The 14064-nt window shown below is 37.3% G+C and carries 21 protein-coding genes; 18 read left to right on the top strand and 3 right to left on the bottom strand.

Translation table 11 applies throughout. The features are described 5' to 3' along the window. Positions 1–19: 19 nt before the first annotated feature. The 17 genes from AB1K81_RS09935 (at position 20) to AB1K81_RS09855 (ending at position 9126) form a co-directional block, all read left to right on the top strand. Complete coding sequence (locus AB1K81_RS09935; protein WP_412976503.1) at positions 20–292, top strand: CD3324 family protein; 273 nt, start codon at positions 20–22, stop codon at positions 290–292. Between the two features lie 224 nt (positions 293–516). Then, positions 517–1152, top strand: coding sequence for a FusB/FusC family EF-G-binding protein (locus AB1K81_RS09930; RefSeq protein ID WP_412976502.1), 636 nt, complete (start codon positions 517–519; stop codon positions 1150–1152). 73 nt (positions 1153–1225) lie between these two features. Next, complete coding sequence (locus AB1K81_RS09925) at positions 1226–1720, top strand: hypothetical protein (protein WP_412976501.1); 495 nt, start codon at positions 1226–1228, stop codon at positions 1718–1720. 124 nt (positions 1721–1844) lie between these two features. Next, complete coding sequence (locus AB1K81_RS09920) at positions 1845–2492, top strand: uridine kinase family protein (protein WP_412976500.1); 648 nt, start codon at positions 1845–1847, stop codon at positions 2490–2492. A 277-nt stretch (positions 2493–2769) separates the two neighbouring features. Then, positions 2770–3024, top strand: coding sequence for a hypothetical protein (locus AB1K81_RS09915; protein WP_412976499.1), 255 nt, complete (start codon positions 2770–2772; stop codon positions 3022–3024). A gap of 38 nt (positions 3025–3062) precedes the next feature. Beyond that, positions 3063–3872 (top strand): nucleotidyltransferase domain-containing protein, encoded by an 810-nt coding sequence (locus AB1K81_RS09910; protein ID WP_412976850.1) that lies wholly within the window; start codon positions 3063–3065, stop codon positions 3870–3872. 72 nt (positions 3873–3944) lie between these two features. Further along, complete coding sequence (locus tag AB1K81_RS09905) at positions 3945–4478, top strand: YfiT family bacillithiol transferase (protein WP_412976498.1); 534 nt, start codon at positions 3945–3947, stop codon at positions 4476–4478. 54 nt (positions 4479–4532) lie between these two features. Then, the gene (locus AB1K81_RS09900) at positions 4533–4751 is read left to right on the top strand and encodes a PspC domain-containing protein (RefSeq protein WP_412976497.1); all 219 of its coding nucleotides are present in this window, start codon (positions 4533–4535) and stop codon (positions 4749–4751) included. An 82-nt stretch (positions 4752–4833) separates the two neighbouring features. Next, complete coding sequence (locus tag AB1K81_RS09895) at positions 4834–5298, top strand: glycine zipper domain-containing protein (RefSeq protein WP_412976496.1); 465 nt, start codon at positions 4834–4836, stop codon at positions 5296–5298. Positions 5299–5515: 217 nt separating this feature from the next. Continuing rightward, positions 5516–5779, top strand: coding sequence for a hypothetical protein (locus AB1K81_RS09890; RefSeq protein ID WP_412976495.1), 264 nt, complete (start codon positions 5516–5518; stop codon positions 5777–5779). Positions 5780–5832: 53 nt separating this feature from the next. Further along, positions 5833–6003 (top strand): hypothetical protein, encoded by a 171-nt coding sequence (locus tag AB1K81_RS09885; RefSeq protein ID WP_412976494.1) that lies wholly within the window; start codon positions 5833–5835, stop codon positions 6001–6003. Positions 6004–6040: 37 nt separating this feature from the next. Beyond that, entirely contained in the window at positions 6041–6670 is a 630-nt protein-coding gene (locus AB1K81_RS09880; RefSeq protein ID WP_412976493.1) for a class I SAM-dependent methyltransferase, read from the top strand. Between the two features lie 86 nt (positions 6671–6756). Further along, positions 6757–7191: a hypothetical protein gene (locus AB1K81_RS09875; RefSeq protein WP_412976492.1), complete on the top strand. Its 435-nt coding sequence runs from the start codon at positions 6757–6759 to the stop codon at positions 7189–7191. Positions 7192–7211: 20 nt separating this feature from the next. Further along, positions 7212–7589, top strand: coding sequence for a hypothetical protein (locus AB1K81_RS09870; protein ID WP_412976491.1), 378 nt, complete (start codon positions 7212–7214; stop codon positions 7587–7589). 67 nt (positions 7590–7656) lie between these two features. Beyond that, positions 7657–7947 (top strand): RNA polymerase alpha subunit C-terminal domain-containing protein, encoded by a 291-nt coding sequence (locus AB1K81_RS09865; RefSeq protein WP_412976490.1) that lies wholly within the window; start codon positions 7657–7659, stop codon positions 7945–7947. A 318-nt stretch (positions 7948–8265) separates the two neighbouring features. Then, positions 8266–8592 carry an ArsR/SmtB family transcription factor gene (locus tag AB1K81_RS09860; protein WP_412976489.1) on the top strand — a complete coding sequence of 109 codons (327 nt, stop codon included), beginning with the start codon at positions 8266–8268 and terminating at the stop codon, positions 8590–8592. A gap of 18 nt (positions 8593–8610) precedes the next feature. Continuing rightward, the gene (locus tag AB1K81_RS09855) at positions 8611–9126 is read left to right on the top strand and encodes an SRPBCC domain-containing protein (RefSeq protein ID WP_412976488.1); all 516 of its coding nucleotides are present in this window, start codon (positions 8611–8613) and stop codon (positions 9124–9126) included. Between the two features lie 62 nt (positions 9127–9188). Here the strand turns inward: AB1K81_RS09855 and AB1K81_RS09850 are convergent, their stop codons facing one another. Next, positions 9189–10361, bottom strand: a complete 1173-nt coding sequence (locus tag AB1K81_RS09850; RefSeq protein WP_412976487.1) for an MFS transporter — start codon at positions 10359–10361, stop codon at positions 9189–9191. 80 nt (positions 10362–10441) lie between these two features. Here AB1K81_RS09850 and yeiL point away from each other — a divergent pair, with 80 nt between their 5' ends. Continuing rightward, positions 10442–11113 (top strand): transcriptional regulator YeiL, encoded by a 672-nt coding sequence (yeiL, locus tag AB1K81_RS09845; RefSeq protein ID WP_412976486.1) that lies wholly within the window; start codon positions 10442–10444, stop codon positions 11111–11113. A 118-nt stretch (positions 11114–11231) separates the two neighbouring features. Here the strand turns inward: yeiL and AB1K81_RS09840 are convergent, their stop codons facing one another. Both AB1K81_RS09840 and AB1K81_RS09835 read right to left on the bottom strand, forming a co-directional pair. After that, positions 11232–12626 (bottom strand): MBL fold metallo-hydrolase, encoded by a 1395-nt coding sequence (locus tag AB1K81_RS09840; RefSeq protein WP_412976485.1) that lies wholly within the window; start codon positions 12624–12626, stop codon positions 11232–11234. Between the two features lie 71 nt (positions 12627–12697). Continuing rightward, the gene (locus tag AB1K81_RS09835; protein WP_412976484.1) at positions 12698–14050 is read right to left on the bottom strand and encodes an ABC transporter substrate-binding protein; all 1353 of its coding nucleotides are present in this window, start codon (positions 14048–14050) and stop codon (positions 12698–12700) included. Between the last annotated feature and the right edge of the window lie 14 nt (positions 14051–14064).

Genomic DNA, 14064 nt, shown 5'->3' with positions numbered 1-14064 from the left:
AGGATAAGGAGCAGTTATCATGAGCTATCATAAAGCGGAATTAATTTTGCCGGAAGAGCTATTAAAAGAAATTCAGAAGTTTGTACAGGGTGAAACGATATATATTCCAAAGACAAAAGCAAATTATCAAAAATGGGGAACCCAATCAGGAGCAAAAAAGTCGATAGCAAAAAGAAATGCTATGATTAAAAAGGCTTATCAGGCGGGTTGTTCGATTGAGGATTTAGCAACTGAATATTATCTTTCGCCAGATAGTATTAAAAAGATTGTTTATACGAATAAAAATAAATAAACCGAGAATGTTGATACATGATCAGTTTAGCAAGATATAGATGTTCAAGCGGGTTTGAACACAGAGTAAACAAAGGAAGTACCTTACCCTTATTGTGATGTAACGATTAAAGGGTAGGGTTCTTTTTTGTTTATAAAAGGTAATAATTATTTTCTAATCATTTTTTACATAGAAACGTTAGTGGTTCTTTTCTATAATAGTGGTAATGAGAATGGAGTGATAGTATGGAACCATTTATTCGCGTGGATCAATTTAATTTTATCTCCCGGCAGGCGAGGAACCTAGTGAATGGTCACGCAACTTCGAATGATAAAGGTGTTAAACAAACAATAAAATCAATGGCAATAGAAAGAGTGCTAGCACTTTTTCCTGAATTAACAGCGGAACAGGAAGAGCTCCTGCAGCCTATTATTACGATTAAGGATAAGGAAGATCAAGAAGTCTATTTGGCACAACTAAAGAAATTCGTCATACCGTTTAAGGTAACGGAGCAAGGAATGAAGAAGCTTTTCCCTAAAGTGAAAAAGCTAAAGCCACCCGTTATAGAAAAGTTAGATTTACAGGAATTATGTTATCTAAGTTGGATCGATTATAGTTCGAATAAAAAGTTCATCGTGATCCAATCTAATGGCAAACTGCTTGGGGTTTACGGTTCATTTGACCCTATACAGCAGAAAGGGATATGTTCGCTTTGTAATGGACATGAAGAAGTAGGACTGTTTCTAGCTGAGAAAAAAGGTCAGGTGCAAGGGACATTTACAAAGCGCGGAAATTATATTTGCCGCGATAGTGAAGCTTGTAACCATAATATGACCTCTCTAGATAAATTAGAGGAGTTTGTGGAGCGTCTGAAGGCTTAATCATAGCGATTTTTTCATAGTCATCGATAATTTTGTTTCTGTCAATATATTCTATATTAGGAAGGGAAGCAGGATGAAAGGTAAAAGAGTATGGGGAATGGCAATAATTATCGTTGTTTTGAGTGTTGTGGTCATTTGGTTGGTTCAAGGAAATGGACAGGAAGATGCCCAGGTAGATGATCATGCAGAGTACGAGGAACAAGAGCGTATACGGAATTTTTTCACCGAGCTTAGAGGGCAATATGGTTACCTTTACGCTGGGGAAGAACAGTTTCGGGTATTTATAACATTTGATGAGGCACTGCTTGAGGGAGAACTAACCGGGTCTCTTTTAGTAAGGGAGCAAGCAAATGATGGAACTTTTAAAGAAACGTACTATGATGTAAACGGCATTACGGACGGTAAAATTCTAGAGCTTTATACTACCTTAGATGGGGAATCAACCAAACTAGAAGGAGAATTCCAAGGTGGGGCAGAGCGTTTTGAATTGTCATGTTGGATAGCGGAGGAGAGGCTTTCGTTTCATGCAGTGACGGAAGAGGAATATAAGGAAGTCTTTGAGGAATAAAATAGGTATAAGCCTATCAATTATATTAGTAATTGGTAGGCTTATTTTGTGTGAAAAAAGTGATTCCAATTTATGGTATGATGTAGTTTGAGCATTTTGAAAATTATAGAAAAGAGGGTAAAGGATGAATACATTAATTCAAGAAGTCATACGTTGGATTCATCATGCAGATAAGAAGCTAATTATCGGGATTTCTGGTCATGGAGCTGCTGGAAAGACGACTTTTGCCCATAAATTGATGGAAGAGTTAAAGTGTGAAGTGAACTATATGAATACAGACCCATACATTGTGAGCTCGGATATAAGAAGGTATGCCAAAATCGACTACACCTATAAAGGGGAAGAACACCGCTTCAAGATGACAGCATGCCACCCAGCAGCACATCACATTCTTTCGTTGGAAAGAGATGTACGGATGCTGAAGGGAAATATGGATTTGCGTACGATTGATACGCATTATTTAAAAAGTGAAGTGCTTTCCGGTCAAAACAAAATCTCGATTGTCGAAGGGATGTGCGTTGCATTTGCTGATCCGGAACTATTTGACTTACTAATTTATTTTTATACCGATGGCGATACGGAGCTGGAGAGAAGATCGATTCGGGATATTGAAGATAGAGGAGCGGATATGGAGTATTTATTGTTATCCCATCATGAAAGACGGATTCAGTATGAGGTATTTATGCATTCGTATAGTAGTCATTTTGATGTTGTGGTTAAAGGTACTAAGGAAGGGATTCGGGTTGAGAAAAATGCATTGGAGGGTATTTAGATAGGGGGTAGGACAATAAATAGGAATCAGAAATTAACGATTGTATTTATTTTATTAGCTTCTTCATTTATAGGTATCGGGTTTGCTTTAAGGCCGTTATTAAGCTATGCACTGATAATTGGGTGGGGCTTAGGGATCTTATGCCAAATACTTGCTTTAGTATTTGCGATTAAATGGAACTGGGATAAAAAGGTGAATTGAACGAATAGGTTCTATAGAGTTCATGTTTACAATCAAGACATTTTATTACTGAACAAAAAATTGGAGGGGGACATACATGGGGAAGATTAGTTTTATTTCAGGAATGGGATTAATAGGATTAAGTGGTCTTTTATTTACTATTGAAAGGTTCATTGCAGTCTTCCAATACGCAAGCGAAAGTTTTCCAGTAAAGTTAAACGGGAGTGGTTCTTATCCTGGTGAACCAAGCATGCCTGGTATCTTTGATAACTTCTTTGTTGGATTTCTGTTTATTCTAGGGATAGTTTTATTAGTATATGGGGCGAAAAAGCTTTTAACGAATAAAAACTAGATACCTAGCAGTAGCTAGGAATAATATAGAAGGAGGAGATAGAAATAAAGAAACTTAAACCAGGATATGGTCTAGACCCCAATGGATTTATCGTAAGTGATGTTAGTTTAGAGAAAATAGATAAAGTCTATCAACCTTGTATTCAAGAGTCTATCGAGCTTCTTAAACGGTTATTTCCCCAACGATTGCACAGTGTTTATGTGTATGGCAGCGTTGCAAGGGGTGAAGCGGTAATTTTAAAATCAGATTTAGATCTTATCGCTCTTTTTACTGGCAATTTAAATCCTGATGAATTGAATGAATTAAAAAAACTTGCTAGTAACCTAACACAAAAGTATCAACATCTAGTTCGTGATGTTGGTATAGCTGTTGCCGATTACGACTATACAATGGATCCTGCGAATTATTACGAAAATGCTTTTCTTAAGGAAATTTCTGTTTGTGTGTACGGAGAGGACTTAGGAGAACGATTTGGTCCGTATACACTAACTTCAGAGATTGCGATTAGCTTTAATGGAGATATTAAGGAGTCACTTCACCGGGCACTACATCGGTTAAAAACAGCTTCTAACGAAGATTTTAAAACATACGTACAGGGCTTTGCTCGTAAACTGATACGAACATATTATTCGATGGTGATGGTGCGTTCTCAAGTGTGGACAACACGATTACATGAGCAATGTGAGGTCATTATTCACTATTTCCCGGATAAAGAACCGATTATTCAAACGCTATTAAAATGGATAGAGGAGCCGATAACGAATCAGGAGGCTGTCTATAAGTTGTTTAAGAGCGAGGGAGAGTGGGCGAGTGTAAACTTTGTAGACGAAGCCAAACGTTCTTCTTGAACGGGTACAATTGATAAATATTAGTGGGCATGACTAGTAGCAAAAAAATATGACTTTGTGGGAGGAATATAAATGAATGAGAAATATCCAATTGGTAAATTTCAATTCAATGGAGAGATTACGAGTAGTATTATCAAAGGTTGGATAAATGAAATAGAAGATTTACCCAGATTATTACGAGATACTGTGGAATACCTTGATAATGAACAGTTTGATACGCCGTATCGTGTAGGAGGGTGGACCGTAAGACAAGTAATACATCATCTTGCGGATAGTCATCTGAATGCCTATATTCGCTTTAAATTGGCTCTCACGGAAGAAAAACCAGTGATTAAGCCATATGATGAAGCGAAATGGGCGGAGCTTTCCGATTATAGATTACCAATTGATATTTCACTTTCTCTATTAGAAGCCTTACATACACGCTGGGCCAACCTTTTACAAAGTCTAAGTCCTACTGACCTGGAAAAGTCTTTTGTTCACCCAGATTCAGGTGAAGTCTCATTAGGCGAAAATATCGGAATCTATGCTTGGCACGGTCGACATCATCTAGCACATATTACTTCATTGTGTAATCAAGAAGGCTGGGGAAGGAAGCCAGATTAGTACACGTTATAAATGAAACATTTTGATTAGAAATACGTATAACTTTAGTAGAGAATGTTTCGTTTTCATAAGCGATTAGGAGGAGTGAAGGTGAATAATAGGCTAAGAAAATCCTATACCGATAGGGCTCTAACGGGGGTATGTGGAGGTATTGCCGAATATTTTGGGATATCATCTTTGGCAGTAAGACTAATATTTATTTTTCTTCCGGCTAATTTGGTTATTTATGTCATCCTCGCTGTGGCGCTTCCTTACAGTCCTCCAACATTATAATGAACCTACTAATTCTTCTAACTGCATACATCCTCGGATAATATCCTTAAAAGTGACGAGTAAAACAAAAGGAGGTAAAACGATGGAAAGTCAACGAGTTGATGAACTTAAAGAAATTCTTAATGAAATTAAAACTTTAGCAGATGAGAAAACTGCTACCAAACTTGAATTAGATAAGTGTAATCGTATCGTTGAAAGGTTAGCCTCTTTTTCACCAGATTGCGAGGAATGTGAGCAACTATTTCCTGTAATGGAGAAACATGTATTTGAAATGAGAGAGCAGATTAAACATATAGATTCATTTGATAGTCAACAACATAGACAAATAATCACTAGTATTAGTTCTCATCTAACAAAACAGCACAAGCTAATAACGAGTGGGTATTATCTTAGTATATATATGTCCCTTGGAACGAGTTTAGGACTCATGTTTGGATTGCTATTTTTAGATAATATTGCCTTAGGATTACCTATTGGCCTCTGTATTGGTTTGGGAATTGGATCAAGTTTAGATGCAGATGCTAAGAAGAAGGATTTGGTTTTGTAAATTGAGAAAATCGGATATCTAAAAAGGATTCTATAACTAGATTGATAGTGATCCAGTGAGGTCACTTTTTTCTTTACAGTAAATAGTTAGAAAATTGTGTTGTTATTAATTATCAGGATGATGAAATAAGAAAAATAGATATCTAGTGTTTTTTAAAGAATATGATAAAAATAAGGAGAATTGCCTATATTTAACTATTTTTGGGAGGGGGCTAAATATGAATGAAGAGAATAGAAAAAAATACCTCCATCTATTCCTAGGATATTTAGCTATGCTGCTTATAGGAGTAGCGATGCTGAGGCAAGTAGCTATTTACGACGACTCTTTAGGAATGGGGCTGACTTTATTAGGATTGGTTTTTCTTGTTTCCTACTTTAATTTTACAGAGGTTAAGATGGGTATCACGAAAACACAAAGGATGTTGTTTAGAGGTTGCTGTTTTGTAATTTTGGTGCTTCTTGCTTTATTACTGTTTATATAATGTTGTTGCTTTTACTAATCACACTAGTTGAATAAGTTTTCGGAGGTGACTATTTGGAAACGTTTGGGAGAGGTTGTTTATACATTATAGTTGGAGTAGTGGTATTGTTTTTCATTGCCCTACTCACACAAAGTCATATTATTATTCCTTGGTTTATTTTTATTCCGCTGATCATATTGGCATTTTATATAGCAAAGAAGAAGACGGATGAGAAAGATGAGTGATCTAGGATAAAAGATTGATAAGGAGGGGAAGTGAAAAATGAACCACACATTTCAAAAACAGATTACGGAGTCATACAACAAAAAGGCGGTTGAAAGAAATGCAAATGATATACAGGACTGGAAGGTTAAAGAAAGAGAAGTCTTTTTACATTACATACATAATGAAAATTGTAGCAGTTTATTGGAGATTGGGGCAGGACCAGGGAAAGACAGTCTCTATTTTAAAGAAAATGGTTTAGATACCTTCAGCATCGATATTTCACCAGAAATGATAAAGCTATGTAAGGATAAGGGGCTAAATGCTAGCGTTATGAGTTTTTATAATCTAGATTTTCCCGACCACCATTTTGATTCCATTTGGGCTCTTAACTGCCTACTTCACGTTCCTAAAGAAGACATGAAAAAGGTATTAAGCGAGATAAAAAGAGTATTAAAACCATCAGGATTATTCTATTTAGGTGTTTATGGCGGAGAGAATTCGGAAGGGATTTGGGAAGATGATCATTATTCTCCTAAACGATTCTTTTCTTTCTATGAAGATGATTCTTTAAAAGAATTACTTTCAGAGAGCTTTCATATAGAGTATTTTAAGGTGGTACCAAAAGAAATCGTTGGGGGAAATGTTCACTTTCATTCTTTTCAGTCTGTTATATTGAGAAATAAATAGAGCTAGTAATAGATTGTTAGAATAATAAGAATATTACTTGAACATATATCTAGTTAGGCTAAAATATATGAAAAGGAGGATAAAATATGACTTTCACTGCAAAAACGCAAAGAGGATTATTGTTGTTTTTATTCGTTATGATGCTATTATTACTAGCCATGACTTTTTCATCTGGAATTATTTATTATCAAATTTATCTAATTACAATTATTGTGTTTATTCTACTATGCTTATTTATTCAATTTAAGATTAAAATAATAGAGTCGTCCATAACGTTTGAAATATTTCTATTCAGAATGAGAGTTTATCGTAAAAAGTTACAGCCGGAACAAATAATTGGAATCAAGTTTAAGCGTATAGGCTGGAATAAAAAGTGTGTCATTGTCCAATCGGCTGAGGGCTTTAATTTACGAATTATGAACTTCCATCCAGAGACCATCTATGATGAAATATTTGCTTATGCTGATAAGTACGGTATAGCTGTAGTTAAAACGAAAGATTATTTGATACTGGAAAGATAGAAAGACAGGGTGATTCAACCATGTTAAACGTTCATGATAACATTATTAATTCGTACAAGGTAGATCTAGAAAATAAGGTTATAGTATTACATACTAAATCAGTGGATGGTAGATTGGTCAATGTTGTGTTCACAGATGTTCTGGCACATGTATTTAGAAATCATCTGTATGGGAGTATTATTCTAGATATTGAGGAAGAGGACCTTGGACAATTCTTCGGGCAAAATAGAGGGTTGTTAAAGGAGAAAAAAGATTATTGTTGGCCAATAGACTATAATGATGTGAAAGAATTGGAACATAAGCTTGAGGAAGAACATTATTCTTATTACATCATTTTAGCCTCATATGGATTGAATGGTTGGGTTTTGGCCAAGAATGTGGAATGTCAAATGCTCTAGCATATATGAAAAGTACTTTGGTTCTGGTAAATCACGTAATCAAATGAATTAATTCGGAGGGGTTATCATGCCAGCAGAAAAAACGTTAAGAGTTTGTGAAAAAGGACATACGTATTACAAAAGCAGTGATTGTGCAAGCTGCCCTACTTGTGATAAAGAGAATAAGCCTAAAAGTGGCTTCCTGTCAAAACTAAGTTCACCGGCAAGAAATGCATTGGTTCACGAAGGGATTGACACGTTGGAGGAGCTATCCAAGTATACGGAAAAAGAAATATTAAAACTGCATGGTGTTGGGCCGGCTTCTTTACCGATTCTAAGAAATTCATTAGCAGAAGCAGGACTAACCTTTAAAGATTAAATGAACGGTTTCGAAAGGTGAGTAGCTTCTGTACATAATCATTTCGAAACCGTTCTAAAAATAATGATCCCAATCCATTACTACATTAGCTATATTTTAATCTTCGCTTGAGTCTCCCTACTCTTTTGAAACACACTCCTTACATCTCCTAAAAAATATTTTTTAAAAAAAATCTAAATATTCCTTGATGGGAATATTCCTCATATGGAATAATAAGAACAACAACATAGCACGACATAAGTCTAAAGGAAAACGAGGAGGAGATATTCTTTATAAACATCAAATTTTGGGAAACTAACATGTTAGGAGAGAATCATCATGAACGTACAAACATTTAATGCACTAGCAGAACCAAATCGACTTTCCATCATTGACCTTCTTCGAGAGGAGCCACTTCCAGTAGGACAGATTGCTGAAAAACTGAACCTTAACCAACCCCAAGCCTCCAAGCACCTTCGTGTATTGAGTGAAGCAGGGCTAGTAGAAGTACAGCCGATAGCCAATCGCAGAATCTACAAACTAAGACCAGAACCACTTCAAGAATTGGACCAGTGGCTAGATGACTATCGCAGGTTATGGGAAAAGCGGATGGATCGATTAGACGATTATCTTAATGTGTTACAAGGAAAGAAACCATTAAATTAATAAAGTGGAGGAATGAAAATGTCCGTTTACGAAATGAAATCTAGTGTAGAGAAAGATCAGGTGCTAATCTTAGAGCGTGTTTTTGATGCACCGCGTGAGCTTGTGTTTCAAATGTTTAAAGACCCAGAACATCTTAAGCATTGGTGGGGACCTTCTGGCTGGGAACTCCCAGTTTGTAACGTGGATTTCCGACCGGGTGGTTCATGGCATTACTGTATGAAGTGTATCGACCAGAATCAAGGGGAGTTCTACGGAATGGAGTCTTGGGGAAAAGCGGTTTATCACGAAATTAACGAGCCAGAAATGTTTAGTTATACCGATTATTTCTCGGATGCGGATGCTAATGTTGATGAATCGCTGCCGTCTTCTGATATCACGTTAGAATTTATTGAAATGGATGGCATGACGAAGCTTGTTAGCCGTGCAGAATATCAGTCTCCGGAAGCACTCAAGACAGTGATGGATATGGGCATGTTGCAAGGAATTACCGAAACTTGGGATCGCTTGGAAAAGCATCTTAACGAAATTAAATAATGAATTCGAGCAGATACAACTAGACAGGCTAATCTTTAAGATAGCCTGTCTATTGCTTTTCATTAAACCTCAACCGAAACCTTCTCTCTTTTTAGTTCCACATTTCGGTAAACTAACGCAAGCATCATAGCCGGAATCGTACAAACAATCATACCGATAAAGGCGAATCGTGGCTCGATTTCATATAAAAAGCCACCGAATATCGTAAATACCGCTGTACTCCAGCTAAGTGCAAGTGCGGAATACATTCCTTGTGCATTAGCAATTTGTGCATTTGGAATATAGTTGATGACGTATTTCATAAATGCATAGTGTGCCATTGCGAATGAGAGTGCGTGTAAGGTTTGTGCAATACAAAATACAATCACATTCGGAAAGGCAAATACTAATACCCAGCGTAAGCTAGAACCAATTGCTGAAAGTGTTAGTAATGATCCTACAGAGAACTTCTGAAACCCTTTATCCGCAATAGAGAAGAAAATGATTTCTGCAATAACCGCAATATTAATAATCAGCCCGATTAAATACATCGGTGCATGAATCTCTTGTAAAAAGATATAGCCATACGTGTAATACGTCGCATGTGCTGCTTGTAGTAAGATAACGATAATTAATACTAAGGCAAAATGTTTAATCCGAAATAACTGCAGCATCCCACTACGGGACGTGCTAACTTGCGGTTTCTCTGCTAAAACAGATGGTGTTTGCATAAAGCCTAGACCGACAAACCCAACCATTCCAATTAGTAAAGCCCATAAAATCACTTCATCACCAAACGCTCCAGTGAAAATCGTTAAAACCATTCCAATCGAAACAAATCCGATTGAACCCCATTGACGGGCCCTACCATAATGCTTCAGTTGTTTGCTTTGCATTAAAACACCGGCTGCACTATCTAAAGCAGGCATTAGTGTCGGATAAAATATATGAATCCCGATCGTAACGATTAATAGGCTCGTAAAGGAGCTTGCTGGAATATAACAAAGTATCGCAATAAGCGTCGCAATTCCTGCAATACGTAAAAGTAATCTACTACTAATTTTTCCTGATAAATAAGGAAAAGCAAATAATGTAGATAAACCTCTTGCAACCAGTCCGAAGCTCATTATCAAGCTAGCTTCTGGAACCGAAATACCCTTTGTATCTATCATCCACCCAGACCAATAAGGTAGAAAAATTCCCCACGTTAAAAAGAAACTAAAAAATTGCATACTCATCCAGCGTTGTGTGTTCATTCGTATCCTCCTCGTTAATTGCATGATATCATGGAAGTAAGGATAAAAATATGAGGTATCTCCTATTTGTGAGGTGGGAAATGGAAATTTATAAAGGTGAGAAGAAGCGGGACTTTATGGAAAAGGAATCAATCAGCCATTTATTTTCTTTTTCCGTCGAAGAATACTTAGAAGTCCATGAGTATAGCCGGGATGATTGGATTATTCAAGAAGGAATGCGTCCGAATTATTTATTTTATGTGGTAGAAGGAAAGGCTAAAATTTATATTACCCATCAAAACGGAAAAGTTTCGTTAATTAATTTTATTAATAAGAACGAATACATTGGAGAAATGGAATTACTACATGATGTGTATTATACAAAAGGAATTCAAGCGACAACGAGGACAATTTGCTTTGCGCTACCCATTCATTATTACCGGAAACAGTTGCTAGAAGATACGAAGTTTTTAAGAGAGCTGACAAAGTTCTTGAGTGTGAAGGCAACGAATATGGCAGCGAAGTACTCCCAGAGTCTTGCATTCCCGCTTGAGAATAGGCTGGCTGATTTTATTTTACAAACGGCTGATAATGGCGTTTATAGGGAAAAGCATGTAGAGGTTTGTGATTATTTAGGGGTGTCCTATCGTCATTTACTCTATGTGCTCAATCAATTTTGTGAAAAGAACTATTTGGAAAAAGTAGGGCGGAACTATCAGGTGATAGCGCATGATGCATTGTTTGAGCTTGGTAGGGTGATAGAGAATAAGTGATTATATTACAGAAAAGGAACGGGCACCTGCAATCTTAAAGCCCGTCCCTTTATTAGATGTCTAACTCCTAGTCTTTGTGCTGTGAATCGCTAAAATCATCCGAGACCGCACACGTTCCTCACTCTATTAAATCCCCACGCTGTAACAGATATGTTTTCCCGTATTGAGGCAATAATTGCTTTCCTCTCTTAGGCTTTAATCTCTCAGGATGAAAACTATGAAGTGGGATTAACACGTTCGGGTCCAGCTTCTCTAAAATATATTGTAAATGCTGTGGTGTCGCATGGCCACCTGTTCCAACAAATGCTTTTGGTAGACCGATAAGATTAAGTATGCGCTCTAAATTATGAAAGGCTGGGTCGTAATCACCTAAAGGAACCCCATCCGCATGCAAATAAAGCCCGCCTTCAGTATGTAAATCAAACAGCTCTAATGATTGGTCATATGAATTTTGTACTAAATATTCATGTGAGTTGTTATTAATTTCTTCAGCTGAAATAATAGGAAAAGCGGCTAATAAACGAGTTTGCCAGTTCTCTAGTTTGTTATTCGCTTGACGCTGTCTAAGCATTTCTGATTCATAAATGTAAAAAGTTTCATCCGGTAGAAAGTCTGATGCAATCTGGGCAGTGCCAATTTCTAAGACGACCTTGCGATTAAGTAAACGCCCTGCTTGTATAACACCGGCAATCCGGTCCACGTTTCGGTGGTATATATTAAAAATACCAATTCCTTTCTTGTCTTGAAGGAGTTCAGTGAAAAGTGTTGGAATCGTGTTTTCAGTAATTAATGTTTTAGGAAAGTCTGTACTTGCAACAAGTAATTCCTCGGGAAGCTCATCCTCACTTCGTAAGGTAGTTCCTTCCATAATCAACACGTCAAATCCAAGTGCCTTGGCGTTTGTTATAAAAGATTCCACTCGTTCTGGGTGGCTCCCGTGTAAACGAAGGTCCCCAGTATATAGAATAGCCCCATCTGGTGTTTCAATATGAAAGCCGCATGCACCTGGGATGTCGTGGTCCACTTGAAGTGGGGTTACTTTTATGTTCCCGACAAAGAAAGCCTGATTATATTCACAAGACTCATACGTTCTGTCGCCGTCCACCCCTTCTCCAATCAATGCTAATGTTTGATACAGGTTATAGGAATCCTTACTCATATAGATAGGTATGGATGGATCAATTAAGCCCATTCCCCCAATATGATCTAAGTGTAAGTGGGAGATGAGAACAGCAGTTTCTCCCGGAAACTGATTTGCTGGAATGAGGGAAGAGCTCTTTGGTAACGAGGCTTTACTATATATGCCGTCTATATGAGGAATCATAGCTAATGTTAAATAGTCACGAGTCTTCGCACTTTCTCGCAGCTTTATTTGCGCATCTAAAATATTTGTTTGCGGATTATAAACTAGTCCAAAGTCAAAAATGACACGGTCTTCTCCGTATTGCAAACTAACAATCGTTCCGCCAATAGTACGTAGTCCGCCGTGGAAAATTAAAGTTGTTTGGTTCATATTGTTTTCACCTCTAGTAGAATAAGTGAAGGAACCTGAAGGGACAGGTTCCTCTACTTTTAACTGTTTAATTATTGTCCAAGTTCTCTTTTTGCAGCTGCTTCTGCGTTTTCTAGACCTTCTTCAACTGAAATTTCACCAAGTAGTACGCGGTCAAGTTCTTTTGCTACTGCGTTTTTAAGTGCATAAGCACCTTTAATACGAGGATCATAGAATCCAGCATCAAATTGTTGTTCCCCTACACCGTACTCAGGGTTTTCAGTAGTATATGCTTTCCATTCATCACTCTCAAGTGCAGAGTAACGTACTGGTAAATAACCAGATTGCATTGCCCAGTAAGTTGTGTTTTCTGTGTTAATTAGGAATTTCATATATTCCCAAGCTGCATATTTTTCTTCTTCCGTTGCAGAACTGAATACAGAAACGTTTGTACCAGCGAATGGAGTTGCTGCTTGTTCACCAGCAGGTAATACAGTAGCTGCCCAATTAATACCATTCTCTTCCGCAGGAGCTGCTACGTAAGGAATACCAGCAGATGAACCGATGTAAAGTGCAACATCCCCACGTGCGAACGGTTCAGACATATAACCATCTTCACCAGCAGTACGTGCAATACCATCTTCAATCATGCTCGTTACAAATTCTAATGCTTCTTTCCCTTCTGCAGAGTTCATTTCAAATGTTCCATTTTCTTCATCGAAGTATACTCCACCAGCTTGGTGTACCCATTGGTTAAATTCTAAAGTTACAGAATTTTCTAGTCCGAGACCAATAACATTTCTTCCGTCTTTTTCCCCTGTTGTCGCTTCTGCAACTGCGCGAAGCTCGTCCCAAGTTGTCGGAACTTCAACACCTGCTTCTTCTAAGTAATCCACATTGTAGAACATAATACGTGTACTCTTATTGAACGGTAATCCGTAGTATTTTCCATCCCAAATGTTCATTTCGCGGAAAACTTCTACGATATCATTTAACTCTTCTTCTGAGAATCCAATCTCAGGATCAGTAATATAAGGAGTCATATCTGCTACTAAATCATTTTCAAGGTATTCTGTAATCCAGTCTTCATAAGCTTGTGTAAGTACTGGTAAGTTATTTGCTTTTGCTGCAGCCATGTTTTTAGTTGATAGGTCATCATAGCTACCTTGGTTAACTAATTTTACGGTAATCTTGTCTTGTGATTCATTGAAATCGTTAGTAATTTTTGTTAATGCTTCCTCGTGACCACCACTCATCGCATGCCAGAATTCAATTTCAATTGGCTCATCTAAAGAGGTGACGATACTAGATTCAGAACCTTCTTCCGTCGGAGTTTCGTTAGAGCCTGTATTTTCCTCGTTACCTTCATCTTCGTTACTGCTACCACAAGCAACTAAAGCAACGGCAAAAAGTGAAATAAGTAATGCTAATAAAAGCTTTTTCAAAGTAGTTTCCTCCT

The sequence above is a fragment of the Ornithinibacillus jepli genome (assembly GCF_047228935.1).
Classification (GTDB): domain Bacteria; phylum Bacillota; class Bacilli; order Bacillales; family Amphibacillaceae; genus Ornithinibacillus.
The sequence above is the reverse complement of the archived record's forward strand: the minus strand, read 5'-3'. Positions and strand labels throughout refer to the sequence as shown.

Bases quoted from the DNA above. Each gene is read 5' to 3' on its own strand.
- AB1K81_RS09840 (WP_412976485.1), bottom strand. From the start codon at position 12,626: ATGAACCAAACAACTTTAATTTTCCACGGCGGACTACGTACTATTGGC.
- AB1K81_RS09865 (WP_412976490.1), top strand. From the start codon at position 7,657: ATGCCAGCAGAAAAAACGTTAAGAGTTTGTGAAAAAGGACATACGTAT.
- AB1K81_RS09920 (WP_412976500.1), top strand. From the start codon at position 1,845: ATGAATACATTAATTCAAGAAGTCATACGTTGGATTCATCATGCAGAT.
- AB1K81_RS09905 (WP_412976498.1), top strand. From the start codon at position 3,945: ATGAATGAGAAATATCCAATTGGTAAATTTCAATTCAATGGAGAGATT.
- AB1K81_RS09870 (WP_412976491.1), top strand. From the start codon at position 7,212: ATGTTAAACGTTCATGATAACATTATTAATTCGTACAAGGTAGATCTA.
- AB1K81_RS09880 (WP_412976493.1), top strand. From the start codon at position 6,041: ATGAACCACACATTTCAAAAACAGATTACGGAGTCATACAACAAAAAG.
- AB1K81_RS09890 (WP_412976495.1), top strand. From the start codon at position 5,516: ATGAATGAAGAGAATAGAAAAAAATACCTCCATCTATTCCTAGGATAT.
- AB1K81_RS09875 (WP_412976492.1), top strand. From the start codon at position 6,757: ATGACTTTCACTGCAAAAACGCAAAGAGGATTATTGTTGTTTTTATTC.
- AB1K81_RS09925 (WP_412976501.1), top strand. From the start codon at position 1,226: ATGAAAGGTAAAAGAGTATGGGGAATGGCAATAATTATCGTTGTTTTG.
- AB1K81_RS09930 (WP_412976502.1), top strand. From the start codon at position 517: ATGGAACCATTTATTCGCGTGGATCAATTTAATTTTATCTCCCGGCAG.
- AB1K81_RS09855 (WP_412976488.1), top strand. From the start codon at position 8,611: ATGTCCGTTTACGAAATGAAATCTAGTGTAGAGAAAGATCAGGTGCTA.
- AB1K81_RS09915 (WP_412976499.1), top strand. From the start codon at position 2,770: ATGGGGAAGATTAGTTTTATTTCAGGAATGGGATTAATAGGATTAAGT.
- AB1K81_RS09895 (WP_412976496.1), top strand. From the start codon at position 4,834: ATGGAAAGTCAACGAGTTGATGAACTTAAAGAAATTCTTAATGAAATT.
- AB1K81_RS09850 (WP_412976487.1), bottom strand. From the start codon at position 10,361: ATGAACACACAACGCTGGATGAGTATGCAATTTTTTAGTTTCTTTTTA.
- AB1K81_RS09900 (WP_412976497.1), top strand. From the start codon at position 4,533: ATGTTTCGTTTTCATAAGCGATTAGGAGGAGTGAAGGTGAATAATAGG.
- AB1K81_RS09935 (WP_412976503.1), top strand. From the start codon at position 20: ATGAGCTATCATAAAGCGGAATTAATTTTGCCGGAAGAGCTATTAAAA.
- yeiL (WP_412976486.1), top strand. From the start codon at position 10,442: ATGGAAATTTATAAAGGTGAGAAGAAGCGGGACTTTATGGAAAAGGAA.
- AB1K81_RS09860 (WP_412976489.1), top strand. From the start codon at position 8,266: ATGAACGTACAAACATTTAATGCACTAGCAGAACCAAATCGACTTTCC.